This window comes from Microbacterium timonense (assembly GCF_900292075.1).
GTDB lineage: Bacteria > Actinomycetota > Actinomycetes > Actinomycetales > Microbacteriaceae > Microbacterium > Microbacterium timonense.
This window is the reverse complement of sequence record NZ_OLMV01000003.1, coordinates 416,917-437,610: the sequence shown is the minus strand read 5'-3', so window position 1 is coordinate 437,610 and position 20,694 is coordinate 416,917. Positions and strand designations below refer to the sequence as shown.

At 71.8% G+C, this 20,694-nt stretch carries 15 protein-coding genes; 8 read left to right on the top strand and 7 right to left on the bottom strand.

The window, feature by feature from the left end; all coding sequences use genetic code 11:
* Positions 1-90: 90 nt before the first annotated feature.
* Positions 91-3,579, bottom strand: coding sequence for an FUSC family protein (locus C9992_RS11250; protein WP_106815668.1), 3,489 nt, complete (start codon positions 3,577-3,579; stop codon positions 91-93).
* Positions 3,580-3,667: 88 nt separating this feature from the next.
* Between C9992_RS11250 and C9992_RS11245 the strand changes: the two genes are divergently transcribed.
* Positions 3,668-4,381 (top strand): Pr6Pr family membrane protein, encoded by a 714-nt coding sequence (locus tag C9992_RS11245; protein ID WP_106815667.1) that lies wholly within the window; start codon positions 3,668-3,670, stop codon positions 4,379-4,381.
* A gap of 41 nt (positions 4,382-4,422) precedes the next feature.
* Here C9992_RS11245 and C9992_RS11240 read toward each other — a convergent pair whose 3' ends face one another.
* A complete protein-coding gene (locus C9992_RS11240; protein ID WP_106815666.1) occupies positions 4,423-5,484 on the bottom strand; it encodes a LacI family DNA-binding transcriptional regulator in 1,062 nt (353 codons plus the stop codon).
* 95 nt (positions 5,485-5,579) lie between these two features.
* Between C9992_RS11240 and C9992_RS11235 the strand changes: the two genes are divergently transcribed.
* On the top strand, positions 5,580-6,812 hold the full coding sequence (locus C9992_RS11235) for an MFS transporter (RefSeq protein WP_106815665.1): 1,233 nt from the start codon (positions 5,580-5,582) through the stop codon (positions 6,810-6,812).
* Between the two features lie 12 nt (positions 6,813-6,824).
* Here the strand turns inward: C9992_RS11235 and C9992_RS11230 are convergent, their stop codons facing one another.
* Both C9992_RS11230 and C9992_RS11225 read right to left on the bottom strand, forming a co-directional pair.
* Positions 6,825-7,463, bottom strand: coding sequence for a response regulator (locus C9992_RS11230; protein ID WP_106815664.1), 639 nt, complete (start codon positions 7,461-7,463; stop codon positions 6,825-6,827).
* Positions 7,460-8,662, bottom strand: a complete 1,203-nt coding sequence (locus C9992_RS11225; protein WP_106815663.1) for a sensor histidine kinase — start codon at positions 8,660-8,662, stop codon at positions 7,460-7,462. Before C9992_RS11225 ends, C9992_RS11230 begins: the two co-directional genes overlap by 4 nt.
* Positions 8,663-8,780: 118 nt before the next feature.
* Between C9992_RS11225 and C9992_RS11220 the strand changes: the two genes are divergently transcribed.
* The 3 genes from C9992_RS11220 (at position 8,781) to C9992_RS11210 (ending at position 11,327) form a co-directional block, all read left to right on the top strand.
* On the top strand, positions 8,781-9,689 hold the full coding sequence (locus C9992_RS11220) for a GAP family protein (protein WP_106815662.1): 909 nt from the start codon (positions 8,781-8,783) through the stop codon (positions 9,687-9,689).
* Positions 9,690-9,801: 112 nt separating this feature from the next.
* Positions 9,802-10,737 carry an RNA polymerase sigma factor SigJ gene (gene sigJ, locus C9992_RS11215; protein ID WP_106815661.1) on the top strand — a complete coding sequence of 312 codons (936 nt, stop codon included), beginning with the start codon at positions 9,802-9,804 and terminating at the stop codon, positions 10,735-10,737.
* 119 nt (positions 10,738-10,856) lie between these two features.
* On the top strand, positions 10,857-11,327 hold the full coding sequence (locus tag C9992_RS11210) for a hypothetical protein (protein ID WP_235008195.1): 471 nt from the start codon (positions 10,857-10,859) through the stop codon (positions 11,325-11,327).
* A gap of 113 nt (positions 11,328-11,440) precedes the next feature.
* On the opposite strand, the gene C9992_RS11205 is transcribed toward C9992_RS11210, so the two are convergent.
* Positions 11,441-12,178 carry an SDR family oxidoreductase gene (locus C9992_RS11205; RefSeq protein ID WP_106815660.1) on the bottom strand — a complete coding sequence of 246 codons (738 nt, stop codon included), beginning with the start codon at positions 12,176-12,178 and terminating at the stop codon, positions 11,441-11,443.
* Between the two features lie 135 nt (positions 12,179-12,313).
* On the opposite strand from C9992_RS11205, the gene C9992_RS11200 reads away from it, so the two are divergent.
* Entirely contained in the window at positions 12,314-12,625 is a 312-nt protein-coding gene (locus C9992_RS11200) for a DUF7882 family protein (protein WP_106815916.1), read from the top strand.
* Positions 12,626-13,035: 410 nt separating this feature from the next.
* On the opposite strand, the gene C9992_RS11195 is transcribed toward C9992_RS11200, so the two are convergent.
* The gene (locus C9992_RS11195; protein ID WP_235008194.1) at positions 13,036-14,649 is read right to left on the bottom strand and encodes a MinD/ParA family ATP-binding protein; all 1,614 of its coding nucleotides are present in this window, start codon (positions 14,647-14,649) and stop codon (positions 13,036-13,038) included.
* Between the two features lie 211 nt (positions 14,650-14,860).
* Here C9992_RS11195 and nucS point away from each other — a divergent pair, with 211 nt between their 5' ends.
* Complete coding sequence (nucS, locus tag C9992_RS11190; protein ID WP_106815659.1) at positions 14,861-15,556, top strand: endonuclease NucS; 696 nt, start codon at positions 14,861-14,863, stop codon at positions 15,554-15,556.
* Between the two features lie 426 nt (positions 15,557-15,982).
* Here the strand turns inward: nucS and C9992_RS11185 are convergent, their stop codons facing one another.
* The gene (locus tag C9992_RS11185) at positions 15,983-18,346 is read right to left on the bottom strand and encodes an LbetaH domain-containing protein (protein WP_146145320.1); all 2,364 of its coding nucleotides are present in this window, start codon (positions 18,344-18,346) and stop codon (positions 15,983-15,985) included.
* Between the two features lie 118 nt (positions 18,347-18,464).
* On the opposite strand from C9992_RS11185, the gene C9992_RS11180 reads away from it, so the two are divergent.
* Positions 18,465-20,249 carry a LuxR C-terminal-related transcriptional regulator gene (locus tag C9992_RS11180; RefSeq protein WP_106815657.1) on the top strand — a complete coding sequence of 595 codons (1,785 nt, stop codon included), beginning with the start codon at positions 18,465-18,467 and terminating at the stop codon, positions 20,247-20,249.
* Positions 20,250-20,694: the final 445 nt, after the last annotated feature.

Genomic DNA, 20,694 nt, shown 5'->3' with positions numbered 1-20,694 from the left:
TCCCGGCCCCCCGGCATCGGGACCCCAACGGTCATACTGGCACGGTGCGTCCATGCCGTGCGACGCATCCGGCGAGATTTTCCGATTCGGTCACCTGCGGTCGTGTCGCGCAGCGGTCGCCGGACGCGCGGAGGGCTCGCGGCCGACCGCCGCGTCCTGGATCGTCGAAGCGACCTCGACGGCAGGCTGACCGGCGGAGCGACCGGCGCTCATCGCCTGGACCGTTCCCGGCTTGATCGCGTCGACGAGCGCGAGCAGCGCCTGGTTCAACCGGATGATGCGCAGCGTCAGCGTGCGGGCAGCGTCCGACGACGCCGGGCTGGAGTTCGCGGCGAGCTCCTCCGGTGGGTGGATGCGGCGCGGCAGTGCCCCCGCGAGCACCGACGCGGCTGCGGCGAAGTTGTCGGCGGTCGCGAGGTCGAGGCGCCGCAGCGCGGCATCCGGCAGGCCGGCGGCCCCACCGTCGGCACGATCAGCCGCGATGCGTCGCACGTCGTAGGCGATCGAGAGCAGAGCGGTCAGCTGCGCCTCGATGCCGTCGCGACGCAGAGATCCCGGGTTGCTGAGGAGAGGCCGCGCGAGGGATTCGGTCGCGGTGAGACGGCGTGTCAGCTCCTGCTGATCGTCCGACCGGCCGTTGTCGGCGGAATCCGTGGCCGGTGCGGTGGTCGTGAGCGCCGCATGCGCCACGACGCCCGCCTGCTGCACGAGGTCGGCCATCGCCTCGCGCACCTTGGCGCGCGTACGGGTGGGCAGGATGAGCGCCGACACGGCCACGGCGACGAGCGCGCCGATCGCGGTCTCGATGATGCGCACCTGCACGGTCTCGACGCTCAGCGTTCCGAGCACGTCGTACATGGTGGCCAGCAGCAGCGTCTGCCAGAACGACGCCCACGCGGAGGCGACAGGGCGCAGGAAGGCGATGAAGAACACGCTCACCGCCAGCAGCGGGAACGCGACGGCGGGGCTGTGATCGGCCAGGGTGGCAAGCCCGAAGGCGATGGCGGCGCCGCACAACGTGGCGATGATGCGCTGCGCGGCCTTCAGGCGGGTCTCGCCGTCGGAGCCGCTGATCACCGAGAAGGCGGGCATCGCCGCCCAGTACTGGTGGCTGGTCGAGACGAAACTCCCGAGCAGGAGAGCGAGCCCCGTCGACAGGCCGGCCTGCAGACCCTGGCGCGCGGACGCGCGTGCCGTGTCGGCGTCCGTGACCGCCTCCGTGCTCGCCTGGCCGTGCGAGCCGGTGGGAATCCTGCCTGCGGTCGTGCCCGCGGTCGACGAGCCGGCGAGCGCAGCAAGGCCTTCCGGCCGATCGGCGGTCGCGCGGCTGACGCGCAGCCGGTCGGCCGCTTCGCTGAGCTCGAGGACCGCGGCAGAGAGTCGGCGCGCATCGGTCGGGATGCCGGGGGGCGGCGATTCCGACGCGTCGAGGCGCGATCCGCCGGCTGACGCCGTGGCGTCGAGGCGGCTGCGGGCATCGAGGAGTTCGGCGGCCACGCGCGCGCGCTGCGTCATCGTGAGGCCGGTCGCCTCGGCGATCGGCAGCAGCGACACCAGGTTGTCGGCTGCCAGCTGCAGGTCGAACACCCGCACGCGCAGGTCCCGCGCCCGTGCGGGAGCCGGTGCCGCGGCATCCGTCCCATCCAGCAGCCCGCCGACGGTGGCGGCCGTCGCCTGGATCGCCCGCTGCTGTCGCCGCAGGGTGCGCAGGCGACGCGGGTCGGCGCGGGCGCTGGAGACGACGTCGACGAGCGTCTCGAGCAGGAAGGCCACGCGCTCCGTCATCGCCGCGACGGCGCCGTCGATCTGCCGCTGCAGTGACGGCCCGGGAATCAGGTTGGCCCCCCAGCCGCACAGCAGTCCCACGCCGGCGGCGAAGAGCGCGGCGGGCATGGCGGCCAGGTCGAGGTCGAGCATGAGCGCGAAGTAGTACGCGATGAAACCGAGCTGCCCGAGGCCGCCCGCGCGCGGCCCGAATCTGCGCAGCCACACCGCCACGGCAGCGACGACCGCCATCGCGACGCCCGCCGCGATGTGGTCGCGGGGCAGCACCGAGCCGAGCGCGACGCCGAACGCCGTCGGCACGACTGCGATGAGTCCGACCCAGCGGTGCACACCGGCCGGCGCGCCGATGGCCGCCGGCGACGCGAACAGCGCGATGAGGCCGGCGAGCACCGCCCCGTCCACCACCCGTCCGCCCGTCGCCAGGGCGAGGCCGCCGACGACGCCGATCGCGACGAGCACTCCCGCGATCGTGCGGCCGGCGCTGGCCAGTCGCACGCCGCCGGGGTCGATCACGAGACTCTGGCGGCGCAGCCACGGGACCCGCGGGCGAGGGGCGGCGGACGCGAGCGTCGTCGCCTGCACGGTGAGCGACTCGTCGACCGGGAGCAGCTCGTACCCGTCGTCCGGCCCGTCGACGGGGAGGCCCTCGGGAGTGCTGGCGATCCGCCGGTAGATCGGCTGGTAGTCGAGGTCGCGGCTGACCGCCGCCAGCACGACCTGGGTCGGCACCTCGAACGGCAGCCACTCGGTGTAGCGGCGGTACGCGTCGTCGCGGTCGATGCGCGCGTCCGAGCGCGTGAGGGCGGCCATGCGACGGTCGATCGTGAGGAAGCGCACCACCCAGGAATCCACGCCCTGCGTGGGCCCGGGGGCCTGATACGCGTCGACCGCGGCGGCGAATTCCTGCGCGGTGACCGGGGTCGGAACCACGCCGGGCGGCCACCGCAGCGCGCGCTCCAGGCGCACGCGGAAGTCCTCGAACGCGTCGGTCAGACGCAGCAGGGCAGGCTCGCGGGACGGGTCGCTGCCCGTGGGGAGCCCCCACCGCAGCGCGCCGATCACTCCCGCCGTCATATACAGCGAGAACGGCAATGCGAACTGGTCGCGTCCGCTCTGGAAGTAGTAGGCGGCACGGTTCTGCGCCAGGCCGTGCCCGTAGGCGTTCAACGCGTCGAGGATCGAACCGAGCTGGCCGTCCAGACCCCGGGATGCACCGCCGGGGAAGAACGGCGCGAGCGAGTCGATCGGGTCGGTGATCCCGCGGCCGGCGCGGAAGAAGTTCGCCGACAGCGACTGCAGCGACTGGATCACGCCGTACACGCTGCTGAGGAACGTGATGATGAACGACAGCATCACGACGCTCATCATCGCCTCGGCGACGGTGACGATGTTGAGCACCGCGGCGGCCGGCCCGATGTTGTCGACGCCGACGGTCGAGAACTGGCCGAGGCTCAGGTAGAACGCGCCGAGGAAGTCCGGCTGAACGCCGGTCGAGGTGACCAGGGCCCCGCTCATGCCCAAGGCGCCCAGGTAGATGAACGCGAAGCCGAAGACGATTCCGGCGACCCACCACAGGATGGTGACGACGATGAGGATGCCGGTCACCTGACGCAGCACCAGGGGCCGCCAGCGGCGGCCGACCCGGCGCGTCACGGCCCGCAGCAGCAGCCATTGCGCGCGGATGATCCGGTCGACGACGAGACCGGCCTCGTCGTAGTTCAGCACCGCGAGGAACGCGTCCAGCAGCGTGACGAGGAGCAGCAGCACCCCCACGACGACCCAGACGACGTCCATGCGGCATACATTATCGGCCAGTTGCTGTCGCACCGGCTGGTCGCCCCACTAGCATGTGCCGGGGCGCATACGACCGGGGGGCCACGCCATGAGCGCGACGATCGCGATTTCTGAGAACACCGACACGCGGGTGCGAGTGGCGAGGATCTGGTACGGCGGGATCGCCGTCGTGGTCGCCATCGCCCTCATCATCCAGATCATCCTGATCTTCACCGGCGGACAGGACGCCAACTCGGGAGCCAACGCGACCGGGCCGGTAGGAACCCGCCTGGTGCGCCTGTTCAGCTTCTTCACGATCCAGAGCAACCTGTTCGTGCTCGGCACGTCGATCGCCCTGGCGCTGAACATCTTCCGCGACGGCAAGCTGTGGCGCGTGCTGCGGTTCGACGCGCTGCTGGGCATCATCATCACGGGCCTGGTGTACGAGACGATCCTCGCGCCGCTCGTGCACCTCGAGGGCTGGGCCTTCGTCGCGACCATCGGCTTCCACTACATCTCGCCGTGGGCCACGCTCGTCGGCTGGCTGCTGTTCGGTCCGCGCCCGCGTGCCACGTGGGCCACGACCGCATGGGCGTTCGTCTGGCCGCTGCTGTGGCTGATCTACACGTTCGTCCACGGCGCGGTCACCGGGTGGTACCCGTACCCGTTCCTCGACGTGAACACCATCGGCTTCGCGGACTCGGTGCGCAACTCCGCCGTCGTGCTCGCCATCGGCGTGGTGATCGCGATCGTGCTGACGCTGCTGGACCACCACATGCCGTCGCTGGTGCGCGACCGCCGCCCCCAGCCGCCGATCGAGTAGCGAGCGCCGGCGAGCATTCGAGATCCCCGACGGGCAGGGAATCAGGCCGGGGCGGGGGCGGTGGTGTTGCCCTCGCGGAAGGTGCAGGTGAAGCGGATCGATGCCGCCGGCGTGCCCTCGAGCATCGCCGCGACGGCGGTGCCCGCGGCACGGCCCTTGTCGGTCGCCGGCTGCACCAGCGTGGTGAGCTCGTACGGCGCGAGCCCGTCGACGACGATGCCGTCGAACCCGGTCACGCTGACATCCTCCGGCACCCGCAGACCCGCTTCTTCGGCGGCCCGGATGACACCGGCGGCGAGCAGATCGCTCTGGGCGATGACGGCGGTGGGGCGGCGCTCGGGGTCGGCGAAGATCTCGCGACCGGCCGCGAGCCCCTCGTCGATGAAGCTGCCGGCGGCTCCGTAGGCCACGGCATCCGGGAAGACGTCCAGGGCACCGGCCAGGCGCTCGCGTGTCACGTCGACGGCGATCGCGGTGTCATCGCGCAGCCAGCCGCGCTCCCAGCCGGCACGCGCCGGGAGGGTGACCACGGCGACGTCACGGTGGCCCAGCGCGCGCAGATGACTGGCGGCCTGGCGCTGGGCCTCGCGGTTGTCGAGCCCGATGCGCGGCACATCGTCGCCGGCATCCCCCTCGATGACCACCACCGGGATGCCGCGTGCCTTCACGGCGGCCAGCGACTCGCGCAGGAACCCGCTGCAGCCCACGAGCACCGCGGCATCCAGCGTCGCTGTCGTGAGCGAGGGCCCGGTGCCCGTCGGCTCGTGGTCGCGCAGGAGCAGCAGGCCCGCGCCCAGAGGGGCGACGGCATCGGCGAGGCCGTCCATCATGAGCGTCTTGACCGGGTCGAGGAACGCGGTGCGCAGGTGCTCCTCGAAGACGACGCCGACGATGCCGGACCGGCCGCGGCGCAGTGACGCGGCGCGCGGGTCGGGACCGGTGTAGCCCAGTTCGGCGGCCGCGTCGAGCACCCGCTGGCGCGTGGCATCCGATACCGGAGTCTTGCCGCTGAAGACCACCGACGCGGTCGACGGCGAGACGCCTGCCTCGCGGGCGACGTCCGAGATCGTGGCACGGCGCGTGCCGGGGTCCTGAGGGCTCATGTCGCGGCGCTCCTTATCGTGATGATGGTAGCCGGGCGGCATGCGTCCGTCGAATCGATTCGAGATTCACCGAATCGATTCGGTACAGTGGCCCGATGGACACCGCGCTCACCCGCCGACAGCTGGTCGCCTGGCGCACCGCGATCTTCGTCATCTTCTTCGTGACGGGGCTCGGCTTCGCCACATGGGCGTCTCGCGTGCCGTCGGTGAAGGTGAACCTGGGCGTCAACGACTTCCAGATCGGCCTGCTGCTGTTCGCCTCAGGCGCGGCGTCGATCATCGGGCTCTCGCTCGCGAACGTCCTCCTCGCTCGCTGGGGCGCCCGCCGCGGCCTGCTCTTCAGCCTGGCGACGTACGCCGTCGGCATCGTGGCGGTCGGCTTCGGGGCGCACTTCACTTTGTCGTTCGCGCTGACGGCGATCGGCCTGGCCATCATGGGCCTGGGTATGGGCGCCACGGACGTCATGATGAACGTCGAGGGTGCGGCGATCGAGCAGGCCACGGGCAAGACGATCATGCCCCTGTTCCACGCGCTGTTCAGCCTGGGCACCGTCGCCGGCGCCGGCGTCGGGGTCGCGATGGCGGCGTGGGGCGTCGGTGTCGCGCCGCACCTGTGGATCATGGGCTGCCTGGTCGTGGTGTGCGGCGCCTTCGCGGTGGCCTTCGTGCCGCTGCGCGAGGTGAACGAGGACCCGACGGGTGCGGGCGCCCCGACGCGGCGGGAGAAGTTCGCGGCGGCGGTCGCGGTGTGGCGGGACCCGCGCACCTACGCGATCGGCGCGATCATGCTCGGCATGGCCTTCGCCGAGGGCGGCGCGAACGACTGGCTGCCCCTGGCCGTCGTCGACGGGCACGACGGGTCCGAGGCGCAGGGCGCGATCGCCCTCACCGTGTTCTCGGTCGCCATGACGGCGGGCCGCGCGCTCGGCGGACCGATCGTGGACCGGTTCGGTCGCGTCTGGACCCTCCGCATCCTGGCGATCCTCGCCGGCAGCGGACTGGTGATCTTCATCCTGGCGCCGTCGATGTCCGCCGCCCTCATCGGTGTCGCCCTGTGGGGCCTGGGCGCGTCGCTCGGCTTCCCGGTGGGCATGTCGGCCGCGGCCGACGACCCCGCCAAAGCCGCGGCATCCGTGAGCGCGGCCGCCACCATCGGCTACGTCGCGTTCCTGTGCGGCCCGCCCATCCTCGGCTGGATCAGCCACGAGATCGGTCTGCTGCCGACCCTGTGGATCCTGGTCGGGCTCATCGCCCTGTCGGGCTTCGCGTCTGGTGCCGCCAAGCCCATCGCCGGCTCGAAGGTGGGCGCCGGGCACGCCCACCACTGACGTCTCGGCGGCTCAAGCCTCGCCGACCACGAGCGCCACCGCGTGCGCGCGGCTGCGAGCGCCGAGTTTGGCGAGCACGTTCGAGACGTGGGTCTTCACGGTGGCGACCGAGATCCCCAACGCGTCGGAGATCTGCTGATTGGACTGTCCGGCGCGCATCGCGTCGAGCACCTCCCGCTCGCGGTCGGTGAGCAGATCCACTCCCGGCACCGGTTCCCCGCCGCCAGAATCCACGCTGCGAGGGATGAGCGCGAGCGCGCGCCGCGTCACGCGCGGATCGAGCACCCCCTCACCGCCCGCGACCCGGCGCACGGCGTCGACGAGGGTCGCGGCATCCGTCGTCTTCAAGAGGAACCCGGCGGCACCGGCACGCAGCGCGCCGTCGACCAGCTCGTCCTCGTCGAAGCTCGTCAAGACGAGCACCTGCGCCGAGCCGGCCGCCACGATCTCGCGCGTGGCGGTGACGCCGTCGACACCCGGCATGCGCAAATCCATCAGCACGACGTCCGGCCGCAGCGACGCCGCGTTGCGCACGGCCACCGCACCATCGGACGCCTCGCCCACGACGTCCACCCCGTGCGCCTCCAGCATGATCCGCAGCCCCTCACGGATCGCGCCGTGATCGTCGGCGAGCACCACGCGCGGCGTCATGCGGCCGCCCCCACGGGGATCGTCGCCCGGACCGACCAGCCCGCGTCGGTGGGTCCTGCCTCGAGCTGCCCGCCGAGTGCGCGGGCGCGCTCCCGCAGCAGTTCCAGCCCCCAGCCGTTGCCACGGATGGGCGGTCGGGTCAGGGCGCTGCCGCCGCGCGAGTCCACCCGCACGCGCACATCGCCGCCGTCGACGCTGTCGAGCACGACGTCCACCTCGGCGCCGGCCGCGTGGCGCACGCAATTGGCGAGGGACTCCTGCACGATGCGGATGACGGCTTGATCGACGGGCGACGGGATGCCGCGGGGCAGCGAGTCGTCGAGGCGCACATGCAGTCCGTGGCGGCGGGCGTCGTCGACGAGTCCGGGAAGGGCATCGCGCCCGGGCGCGGCGACGGCGGCATCGCCGGTGCGCAGCACCGCGATCATCGACCGCAGCGCCTGGTGCGCCTCCAGGCTCGAGTCCCGCACCGCCCGCAGGGCCTCGCGGTCACGGCCGGGCGCGGCATCCAGCGACAGCGCGGCTTCCGCGCGGATGGCGATGGCGGCGACATGCCCCGCGACGAGGTCGTGCAGCTCCCGCGCCATCTGCTCGCGTTCGCGTTGCACCGCCTCGGCGCGATCGCGCTCCGCCAGGCGCTCGGCGTCTTCGGCCCGCGCCCGATGCAGCGCCACCAGCTCGTGCGCCTGCGCGACGGAGGTCGCGTACCAGTAGTCCATGCCGGCCAGCGCGCCCAGCTGCAGCGTCACGAGGACGGCGATGCGGATGTCATCTGCCGCAGCGAACGCGGCGACACCGACGCCGATGACCGCGACCGCGATCCCGGCCAGGATGCGCCGGCGCCCGGCGGGGCCGGCGGCCAGCGTCGCGGCGTAGAGCAGGTCGAGCACGACGACGAGCGTCACGATGCCGCCCACGGTGAGCAGGTCGATCGCCAGCAGCACGAGAGAGGCGGTGAGCAGCGCGAGCGGGGCCCGGGGGCGCAGCAGCACGAGTGCGCTGGCGGGGAGCGCGAGCGCGAGCGACCACCACGGCGAGAGCGGTTGGGGCAGCACCGAGAACAACGTCCACAGCCCGACCAGTCCCAGGGCGGCCAGCACCACGGCGAGCGTGGCGAAACCGAGCGCGTCCGCGAGCGGCCGGTGCGCGCGCACCCAGGCGACGACGGACGGCCCAGCCCTGCGCACGGTCGCCCTCATGCTCCTCATGCAACCACGGAGCAGCGGCCGAGGCATCCGTCGAAGGAGGGAGGGCGGCCGCAGCGAACTGGTCCTTCCGCCCGATCCGCGCGCGCACCCAGCGCGCGAGGGTGTGGGCATGGAACTTCTCACCGACGCGCCGCTCGCGCTCACCCTCGGTGTGCTGGCGCTCTTGGACGGCCTGAGCGTCGGCACGCTCCTCATCCCTCTGTTCCTGCTGCTGGCTCCCGGTCGTGTGCGCGTGGGGCGGGTGCTGTTCTACCTCGTGGCCATCGCCGTCTTCTACCTGGTCGTCGGCATCCTCTTCACGCTGGGGCTCGTGAACCTCGTCGACGTCGCGCAGGAGTTCCTGTCATCGACGACAGGGCAGGTGGTGCGCCTGCTGGTGGGCGCCGCTCTTCTCGTCGCCTCGTTCTTCATCGGCGGTTCGGGATCGAAGGCGGCCGCCGTTCCCGCGAACAGTGCGCACAGCCATCCGGCGACGCGCGATGGATCGTCGCTGGAGCGCGGCGACGCGGCGCGAGGGACCGGGATGCCGGCGGTCGCTGCATCCGGGTCCGCCGCCGGCGGTGTCGGCGACCACGGTGCGCCGGGTGCGGGGGCGGGGAACGAGCGAGGGAGGCCGACTCGCCTGACGCGCTGGCGCGACCGGCTGCTCGCCCCGGAGGCCTCGGGGGCCGCCGTCGTGGCGGTCGCGATCGGCGCCGGTCTGGTCGAGGTCGCCACGATGCTCCCCTACCTCGTCGCGATGGGGATGCTCGCCGAGGCTCCGATCGGCATGCCGCTGCGCGTCGCGGCTCTCGCCGCCTACTGCGCGGTCATGGTGCTTCCCGCGATCGTGCTGCTGGTGCTGCGCCTGGTCGCCGCACCGCTGATCGACCGCCCGCTCAGGCGCCTGGCGGACTGGATGGAGCGCACGGGCCGCGAGAACACGGCGTGGATCGTCGGCATCGTCGGATTCCTGGTGGCGCGTGGCGCCGCGACGGAGCTCGGCCTGTTCACGCAGCTGGACCGGCTCTTCGGCTGATGTACGGCCGGACCCTTCGGCCTCACATCTGACTGCGTGGCGTCGTCAGATGTAGAGGAGAGTGAGATCGCGGGTGCCGATGCCGCCCCGAGGCCGAGAAGGAGTTCGCGAGATGCCTGATCACATTCGCTCCGACACCGAGCCGGAGGGCGCACACGCTGACGTGATCGGTGAGCGGCGCCGTCTGGTGTCGCTGGCGTACCGCATGACGGGCACGCTCGCGGATGCCGAGGACGTGGTCCAGGAGACCTACATCCGCTGGTACCGGCTCACCGAGACGGAGCGGGACGAGATCCGCGAGCCCGCAGCATGGCTCACGCGCGTCGCAAGCCGGGTCGCTCTGGACGTTCTCGGATCTGCGCGGGCACGGCGTGAACAGCAGATCGGTCAGTGGCTGCCCGAGCCCGTTCCGGCCGATCTGTTCCGCGGTACGGCGGCCACGCCCGCGAGCCTGGCTCGAGGCAGTCAGGATCCGCTGGACCGCCTGACGCTCGACGATGCCGTGAGCACGGCGCTGCTGGTCGTGCTGGAGTCGATGACTCCGGCCGAGCGGGTCGTCTTCGTGCTCCACGACGTGTTCGGCACTCCTTTCGACGACATCGCCGAGCTCGTCGGCAGGTCTCCGGCGGCCGCGCGTCAGCTGGCGACATCCGCCCGCCGACACATCAGGGACCGACGGACCGCCGTGGTCCCCGCCGAGAGACACGATGAGGTGGTCCGGGCCTTCCTCGCAGCTTCGGAGGGCGGCGACATGCGACGGCTGATGCAGACGCTGGCACCGGATGTGGAACTGCGGGCCGACGGCGGTGGAGTCGTCAGCGTGGCACCGAATGTTGTCGTCGGCGCCGATCGCGTGGCGCGCGTGATGATGGGGATGCTGCGGAAGCACCCCCGGCTGGTGTTCGAGGAGCGACGCACAGCGGATGGGCTGGGTTATGCGCTCGTTCTCGACGGGCGGCTCTTCGGCGTCGCCAGCTTCCATGTGGAAGCACAGCACATCACCGACCTCTGGCTCGTTCTCGACCCGGGCAAGCTCGGAGGGTGGTGACCGAGCCGCTCACGTGACGGCACGCCATCACAAATCGCGGGCCTGCGTCGTCGACTCCTCAGGGGCGCACCTCGCGCGACAGACGTCGCGGGCGCCGCCGACGAAGGAGCAGCGGAACCATGACGAACGTGACGAACCCGGGAATCAGTTCCTCGACGCGGCTCGACACCGAACGGCGCCTGAGCCGGGTGCAGGTCGTCGCCCTGATCGGGTCCATCGTCATCGCCGCCGTGGTCGGCACGTGGGCCTACTTCTTCCCTCGCGAGTTCTACGATCACTTCCCCGCGATCCTCGGAGAGTGGATCTCGCAGGACGGCCCCTACAACGAGCACCTCATCCGTGATCACGGCGCACAGTACCTCGCGCTCGGTCTCGCGAGCGTCTTCGGTCTGTTGTGGCCCACGCAGCTCGGGTGCCGCCTCCTCGGTGTGGCCTGGACCGCGTTCGGCGTGCTGCACTTCCTCTACCACGTCACTCACCTGGCGCATATGTCGGTGTTCGATCAGGTGAGCCAGGTGATCGTGCTGGCGATCGCCGTGCTGTTGGGCGTCGGTCTCTTCATCCCGCCGCGACGCCGACGGGTGCCGTGAGCCGGCTGCCGTGAGCCGGGGGCAGGAGGTGTGGAGCCGTCGGCCCGTCCCACCGCGGTGTGCGTGGCGGGGGACGGACCGCGGCGGCACTGGTTGGAGCCGGGCCCGATGGCTCAGCCGGCGACGGGGATGCCGCGGATGGGGTAGAGCACGCTGCCGACGCGGTACTCGCCATGAGGAACCATCGCGTCCACAGCACTGTCACCGTCGACGGAGACCACCTCCCGCGGATCCCCGGATGCGGCCAGCGTCGCCCGGAGCAGGTCGTCCATACGGAACCGCTCGGGCCCGGCGATCTCGATCTCGCCCAGTGGTCCTCCGTTCAGTGTCACCTCCGCCAACAGCGCGACGAGCTCATCGAGCTCGACGGGCTGGATGAGATCCCTGGGCGCCAGGACCTTGCCGTCGACGGTGTGCTGGTCGGCCAGGACGGGGATGTACCCGTGGAACTGGGTCGAACGCACGATCGTGTACGGAAGGGAGCCGGCCTTCACGGCACGCTCCTGTGCGACCTTTCCGAGGTAGTAGCCGATCTCGGATGCGTCGCCCTCCCCCACGCCGACGATGGAGAGGAGGACGTGGTGTCGCACACCCGCGCGCTCTCCTTCCGCCGTCAGCATCCGCGTCGTGCCCTCGAAGAAGCTGACAGCTCCTTCCTCGTCGAAACGACCGGTGTTGAGGACGTTGACGATGGTGTCGACGCCGCTGAGGACCTCCTGCACTCGCGTTCCCTCGATGTAGTCGACCCCATCGGCCAGACCGCCCGGCACCACCTCCACCCCGCGGGACTCCAGCAGCTCCGCTACCCTCGAGCCGACTCGCCCACGTCCACCAGCGATTAGCACCTTCACGTCGATTGCTCCTTTCGAGGCGGTGAGTCCGTCCTCGAAGGAGTGACGACGCACCGAGCCGAGATGTGAGGTTCTGAGCGGTTCGGCAGGGATGGTGCAGGCCTTGGGCGTCGCATGCGGGCGTATCGTGTCTGCGTGGGCACGATCTATTACGCGGGTGCGGCGATCCACATCGAGGATCGCGCGCTCGCGCATCTCAAAGCCGTCATCTCCACGAAGCTGCGTCGCCACGAGAGCTTCACCGTCTCGTGGCGTCACCCGGACGGCGAGCCGGTCGGTCGCAGCACGATCTGGCTGCACCCGTCCATCCCGCTGCGATTCCAGTTCGACGACCCGGAGCCGACGGTGCTCGATCGTCGCTGGATCGAGAGCATGGCGCAGTCGGCGCACTCCACCGGCGGCATCGTGATCGTGCCGCAGCCCGCGGACGAAGCCATCGCTTCGTAAGTCCGCGATCGGGGTCCGCGACCGCGAGTCCGCCGCGTGGGAGCGCCGGACGCCCGTCTGCACCGAAAGATGAAGCCCCGCCGGCTGGGGTCCGACGGGGCTGCGCCGGACTCGCCTCGCGGTCCGGTCGGTCCGCGGCCTGGGGTGCCGCGTCGACGCTGGTGTGGCACATGCTCCCGACAACCGCGTCGGGTGCTGCGTCAAGACGTCTGATCAAAGTTGTAGCACGTCCGACGCGATCGCCGCCAAAGATCACCCACCGCATCACCCGCCGACCTGATCCCGGCCGTCGATACGAGGCCGGCAGCGCGACTCATCGGCCTCGGCGCTTACTGAAGCGCTCGAGCAGGGGTGGAGGAATTCCCCAGAGATCGGAGGGCTGGGCGATGCGCCGACGGCCGGCGGGCGTCTCAGAGGCGATCGGCAACCGTGGCGGCGACCGTCAGCCAGGCGTCGCGGGTCTCGGGCGACAGCGCGTCGAAGTCGATCGGCCCGCCGTCGACCAGCGACGGGTCGAACGGCGCGTTGACGACCGCCGAGGTCACCTGCTCGAAGTGGCGCGACAGCCGCGTCTCGAGGCGGCGGTCGGGCCGGGACGAGGGCGCGGTGAGCACCGTCACGGCCTCGTCGATCTTGGCGCCGAAGCCCTTCTCGCGAAGCCCGTCCAGCAGCCACGCCGCGCTGGCGGCCGTGTCTTCGCGAACCGTGGAGACGATCACGAGCTGATCGGCGGCCGCCACAGCCGCCACCCAGTTGGACGCGCGCATGTTGTTGCCCGTGTCGACGATCATGAGGCGGTAATAGCGGCGCAGGAGCGCGTGCAGCCGGTCGAACGCGGCGGAGTCGATCGTCGACGAGGCCGCGGCATCCTCATCCGAGGCCAGCACGTCGAAGCGGGCGTCGACCTGCGTGCGCACGTAGGTGTCGAGGGCTGCCAGGCTCGAGGCGTCGGCGCCCGTGAAGCGGTCGAGGTCTTCGAGGAGGTCGACCGCGGTGCGGTGATGCGGGGCGTTCTGCGCCCGCCAGCCGAGGGTGCCGCGGGTCTCGTTGTTGTCCCATGCGAGCGTCGCGCCACCGCGGAGCGTGCCGAACGTCGCCGCCAGCAGCAGCGTGCTGGTGGTCTTGTGCGCGCCGCCCTTGGGGTTGAGCACCACGATGGTGCGAGGCGCGTCCAGGCGACGCTGCACGCGCTTCTCGCGATCCAGCCGCGAGCGCTCGACACGACCCGGCGCCGGCGAAATGAGCCCGCCGGTGGCCCGGCGCACGGCGCCCTGCCACCCGATCGTCGCGCGAGGACGGCCGCTGCCGCTGCGGGAGTCGAGAAGGTCCTGCACGGTCGGCTTCGACTGCGCGCGCGACTCGGCGACCGCCGGAGCGGCCGAACGGGATGCGGCGGGCGCGGCCGTCGTCGGTGCTGCCGTGGGAGCCGGCGCGGATGCCGAGGCTGCCGGCTCGGCGAAGCCGGGCGCCGGGGCGAAGCTGGGCGCCGCGGCGGGCGGGGAGGTCGTCTGGGCCGCGGGCACGGGCAGGGTCGTGGGGGTGCGGGCCTCGAACGGCGCCGACACCGCGGAAGCCGCGGCATCCGTCGTCGTCGCGCTGGAGGCGACCTGGGCGGGCGCGATCGTCGCCGGCACCGGCTCTGCGGGAGCGCCGACCGTCGGCGCCGGGGCTATCGGCGTCGCGACGGGGGTCTCGGCGAGGCGCGGTTCGGTCGCCACCGTGGCCGTCGGGCCTGACTGCGGCGCGGCCGAAGCGGGCGCGGGATCAGGGGTGACGGCATCCAGCGACTCGGCGTAGGTGCCGTCGGGGTGGACGATGAGCGGCCAGCGCGACGACCCCTCGACCAGCGTCGCCCGTGCAGGCTCTCCGGCCGAGGCGGCCAGCAGCCGGATCTCCTCGACGACGCGGTCCCGCAGCGCCCTGCTGTCGGGGGCGATGACCTCTTCCACATCGGTGCCGACGTGGACCTCTGCCATGGTGCTGGACAGGATGTGGACGGTCGCTTCGGGCAGGCGTGCGTTCATCGGTTCTTCCTCCGGGGGGCGGCGCTTCGGGCTGGCTGGACCCGAGCCGACGGCGGGTGCCGCACGAGCGGCGGGTGCAGGGCTGGGCGAGCAGCAGCCGGACGGCGAGCGCCGGCCGGTGCCGCACGTGAACCGTGCAGGAATACGGTAGCCGACGGGCCCGGGCTCGCACCGGCGCCGTGCCGCACAGGACGGCGGTTAGGCTCTTCGGGTGCGTCTCGTCATCGCCCGTTGCTCCGTGGACTACACCGGGCGGCTCAACGCCCATCTGCCGCTCGCGACGCGTCTGCTCGTACACAAGGGTGACGGCTCGCTGCTGGTGCACTCGGACGGCGGTTCGTACAAGCCGCTCAACTGGATGAGCCCGCCGTGCCGGCTGGACGTCGAGATCCCGGATGCCGAATCCGCCGCGGCGGGAGTGCTCGAGCACTGGCGCGTGACGCACGCGAAGTCGGGCGACTCTCTGCTCGTGCGCATCTACGAGGTGCTGCACGACTCGTCGCACGAGCTCGGCATCGACCCCGGCCTGCAGAAGGACGGCGTGGAGGCCGACCTCCAGCGCCTGCTCGCCGAACAGGTCGACGTCATCGGCGACGGGCTCACGCTCGTGCGGCGCGAGTACCCGACCGCGATCGGCCCGGTGGACCTGTTGCTGCGCGATCCCGCCGGCGGCACGATCGCGGTCGAGGTGAAGCGCCGCGGCGACATCGACGGCGTCGAGCAGCTCACGCGCTACCTGGAGCTGCTCGGCCGCGACCCGCATCTGGCCCCGGTCACCGGTGTGTTCGCGGCCCAGGAGATCAAGCCCCAGGCCAAGGTGCTCGCCGCGGACCGCGGCATCCGCTGCGTCACCCTCGACTACGAGGGCATGAAGGGCATCGAGTCCGGCGCTCCGCGCCTGTTCTAGGCATCCGCTTCCCTCTCCCGAGGCGGCGACCACCCGCACCCCCGCGTTCCTGCCCGCGAGACTTCAACCGGGCCCTGCGCGCGGCCCGCTGCCCCACGTGCCCGCGCCTTGCCCGCGGCCCGCTGCCCGCGAGACTTCAACCGGGCGCCGAGACTTCGGCCTGAAACCGGAGTCTCGGCGCTCCACTGAAGTTTCGCGGGCTTGAGGCTCCGACGGCCTGACGTGCCCGGCCCCGCCCTTGCCCGACGTGCCCGCGCCTTGCCCGCGGCCCGCTGCGCGCGGCCCGTTGCCCGCGAGACTCCAACTGGGCGCCGAGACTTCGGCCTGCAACCGGAGTCTCGGCGCTCCAGTGGAGTCTCGCGGGCGACGGGGCAGAGCGGGACAGCGGCAGCGGGCGCGAGGGCCCGACGGGTCGGCGGCTGTTCGTCAGGCCCGGCGGCGCGACCTCAGGGCCAGGAGTGCACCGGCGGCGATGACGGATGCCGCGGCCAGCGCGGATCCGAAGAGCCAGCCGGAGTCGGATCCCGACGAAGCCAGCACACCGCTTCCGGTTCCGCCACCACCGGTGGGCGGGGTGACCGGCGCGTCCTGACCGGGAACCGACACCACGCGGAGGATCACATCGTTGCCGTCCCACACGACGTCGAAGGTCGTGCCGTTGGCGGTCGTCTGCGTCGTGGGGAGCGGATCGCCGCCGCCCGTCGTGGTGAGCACGACGAACTCGTCGCCCACCGCGGGCTGGAAGCCGCCGGTCAGCGACACCGACCACTGCACGTCGCCGAGGTCCTGGCTGAGCGCCGCGAGCCGATCCGATGCCGAGCAGGGGTCGGGCCCGCCGATCTCGATCACGAAGGTGCCGCTTCCGGAGACGCTGCCCTCGCTCGCGAGGCACCCGGGTGAGGTGCCGGGCGAGATCGTCCCGCCGTCGATGATGATCGCGCCGAGCGTGCCTGTGCCGCCGAGCGTGCCGAACACCGTCGTCTCGGTGAACGGCATCCAGCCGTTCGCGATCACGGTGCCCGCTTCCACGGCCAGTCGCGAGTCCACGGCGGACTGCGTCCACGTGCCGCCGAGCTGCAAGGTGCCGGATCCCTCGTGGTAGAGCTGCCCGTCGCCGAGCAGGTCGCCGTCGTACACCGTGGTCGCGGAGCCCGCGATCGTCAGCCCGGAGTCGACGTCGACGATGTGCACCCGCCCCGTGGGCCCGGCGAGCGACCCGATGCGCTCGTTGTCGTTGATGACCAGCAGGCCCGCGTCCCCCTCGAGAGTGACCGCGGACGTGTCGGCGATCTGGTCGTGCAGGTCGTCGGGCGCGGTCTTCGCGGTCGTGACGGCGGCATCGACGATGCGGAAGTCACCCGGGATGGCGAGGTCACGATTCAGCTGGACGGCGCCGGAGAGAGCGACGGTCGTCCCGGTGTACGCACTCGATCCGTCCTCGTCGAAGATGATCGGGGCATCGGCGCCCGCACTGGAGAGCGTGACCGTGCTGTCATCGAGCCCCGTGAGGTCCTGGACGACGAAGCTCGAGGCGGCGGCGCGAGTCTGGATGGCGACGCCACCGCTGAACTCGGCGTGGGTCAGGGTGAGGGATGCCCCGGATGCCAAGGTGGCGACGGCCGACGCCCCCACGAGCTCGATGTCTTCGGCGATCGTGATGACCGAATTGGTGCCGAGCGTCGCTCCCTCCTCGACGAGGGTGCCGCCGGGCGCGGGGTTGGGCCCCAGGGCGAAGGCGTCGTCGGCGATGATCGCCGACCCGGTGCCCGACGCGATCGTCCGGCCGTTGTGGTTGAGCTGTTCTTCCTCGATCAGGATGCTGCCCGGGATGCCGTCGGAACCCACGCGCAGGCTGCCGTCCAAGAAGCTCGAGAGCTGGGCGAACAGCGGCACGGCCGCCGCGCCGTGGATCGTGAGCTCGTGGTCATCGATCGCCACGCCACCGCTGAAGAGCAGCGGGGTGGCATCCGCGCCACCCCGCACAGCGGCAGGTCCTGCGAGCTGGACCGGGGCCTGAAGGTCCACCGCGTGTCCTGCCGCGTCGAGGGAGTAGCCCGAGCCCGGCCCGACGACGACGGCCCGCGCGAACTCGGTGTCGGCGGTGAACTCCAGGCCGGCGGCATCCGTGATCGTCACCTCACCGGCCGGACCGCCGCACTCCACACCGCCGCAGCGCACGCGCGCCGCCCCGGCGAGATCGAGAGCGCCCGGATAGAAGAGCCCGCGCGCCTCGAGCACGCCGTCGCCGACGATCCGCAGCTGCTCGCCCGAGCCGGTGAGCCGCGCGTCGAGCGTCGCGCCGCCCGAGAGCTGCAACGTGGCCACGGTCGCCAGCTCCTGGTCGAACTCGATCGACCACGGGATCGGGACGGTCAGCGGTGCGGCGATGTCGTGGACGGTTTCACCCGCAGCGACCGGAAGGAGCACGTTCACCTGGAGCGTGGTCGGCCCGTGCACGACCAGCCCTTCCGTGCGCAGCTGGGCGCCACTGACCGAGTAGCCTCCGACGCCGAACTCGACTCCGGCGAACGACACGCCGTCCAGGTCGTTCGTCGTGGCGGTCGGGACCGCGTCGGCCCCGAAGCGCAGCAGGTCGGCGTCGCCGGGCGCCGCATCGGCGCAGTTCGCCCAGTTGGCGGCGTTGGACCACAGGCCGTCACCCCCGGCCCCGGTCCAGTCACAGGTCAATCCGGCGGCCGAGGCGGGCGGCGCGGCACACAGAGCGACCACCAGCACCCCTCCGGCGGCGAGGGCGGCAGCTGTCTTGCGGGCAGGAGTCGTCGAAGTCACCCGCTCGAAGGTACGGATGCCGCGGGCCGGCCGGTATGGGGGTTCCTACGGATTCCTGGTCGCGTGGCGCAGCCTTCTCCTACGCTGATGCCGACAAGAGGGTCACCGAGGGAGAGTCGTGACGCACGCATCCAACGCCGCACCGCCGCGCGCGCCGATGGCAGCGCGGCAGACGGGTGCCACGCTGTGGGACCTCGCGGACGGTCCGTTCGGGGACGAGCTCGCGGCGTCGGCCGATCCTCGCGACCGCATCCGCCTTGCCCGCTACGAACAGCTCGCGGGCTATGAACGGCGCGCCCACGAACGGCTCGCAACCGCGCTGGCGGCGACGACGGACGAGGACGTGCGACGAGAGGCTCGCGGCCAGCAGCTGGCCGGGGCCGCGTTCGAACCGCGCCTCGAGGAGGTCGACTGGGCGGCGCTGGACTGGCCGACCGGCGACGACCTGACGGCGCTGCGGATCAAGCTGGCCATCTCGTATGCGGTTCTCATGGAGGACGGCGTCGAACCGGCCGGCGGCTGGCGTTCGGCACCGACGGAGGCCGATTGGGAGCGCCAGGTCGCGCGGGTGCACGAGGTGCGCGAGGGCTTCCTTCGCGCGTTCGCCGACGCGGACGCCGACACCGTGCTCGACGGACTCGATCTTGTCGTGCTGGTGCCGCTTCTCGTGCTGACGCACTCGATGCAGGACGAGTCGCTGGCGGACGCACGCCTGGTCAGCGACCTCGCCGATCGCACCGGCATCCACGCCCTCGTGCCGTTCGCGGACTATCTGCTCGGAGTATCGCTGACCGCCGCGGCGCAGGTCGCCGAGGCGACGGATCCGCTGCAGCGTGCCGCCGAAGGCTTCGCGACCGCGCCCAATCTGGGGTGGTGGATGACCGTGCGGGGCACGCAGTACGTGCTGTCGGTCATGACCGACATCGCTCCGCCGCGCGATGTGGATCTGCTGGAGCGGGAACTGCTCTCGGGTACCTGGCGTGACGGCCGCCGGTCACTCGGTCACGGCGTCATCGCGTCGCTCGCTCTCATGCTGGCGGGCCACGGCGACCTCGAGGCCGCCCGTCGCATCGCGCTGTCGGAGGGCGACATCGACGAGCTGCAGGTCGGCAGCAGCAACCGGTGCTGGCTGGTCGAGGTCATCTTCGAGGCGGCGCTTGCCGATGGCGAGCTGGACGTCTGTGAGCGGATGCTGCGGATCGTCGAGCACATGATGCCCTCGCCGTGGCAGCGCGCGACCTTGCAGCGCATGCGCACGCGGTGGGGGCCGGGGTCCCCGGAGCCCGCCGCCGAGACGCCGGAGATCCCCGGCAGCATCGACTCCGAGATCCTGCGGACGCGGTGGGTATCGCTGGCCAGGGCGGTCGAGCGGGGCCACCGCACGTCGGCGTATCGCGAGCTGGCCGCCCTCGACGAGTTCGCCGCGCAGTCGCAGGCCTCGGCCTTCCGTGTGCGCGCCGTGCAGCTCTTCCGCCCTGATCGGGATGCTGCCGGCGCCGTGCTCTCGACTCGTCAGCTCGAGGTGGCCACCCTTGCCGCCGCGGGTTTCACGAACCGTGAGATCTCGCGCGAGCTCTTCCTCGGCATCCGCACCGTCGAGGGGTACGTATCGGAGGCGCTCAAGAGACTCGGCCTGGCGCGGCGCGAGGAGTTGACGACCGTTGTGCTTCCGGTCGACGTCCGCGCTCCCACGACCGGGGAAACGGTGCGTTTGACGCTGCGGCAGGGTCAGGTCGCCGCTCTCGTGGCCGCGGGTGCCGGCAACGCCGAGATCGCCGCGGCGCTCGGGCTCAGCGAGAGGACCGTCGAGAAGCACATGGCCGTCATCAAGGAGCGCACGGGCGTCTCGACCCGCACCGCGCTTGCCAAGCTCTTCCGCACCGCCGTCGCCCCCGCCGTCTGACCGCTTCGGCTGTCTGGGCTTCCGGTCCTTGCCCTTGCTCTTCGGTCTAACCGCGACCGCCCTGAGGCGCCTCACCGGGCCGAAGACCGTGAGACTTCATCCGAGCGCCGAAACTCCAACCCGCAACCGAAGTCTCGGCGCTCCACTGAAGTCTCGCGGGCGGGCACCGGCGGCCGGACGGTCCTCGGCAGGGCCTCCGCCGCTGGCCCGCCTTCGCTTCGAACTCCGACCGCGACCGCCCCGGCACCGCGCCCCTGACCGCGACCGCCCGGAGCCGCGCCGAAGACCGCGAGACTTCAACCGAGCGCCGAAACTCCAACCCGCAACCGAAGTCTCGGCGCTCCACTGAAGTCTCGCGGGTGTCCGCGCAGAGCACCCCGCGCGCACAACGCCCCGCCCGCCAACACCGCCGAGCTCCGCAGCCAGGGCTTGTGTCGCGTCGCGG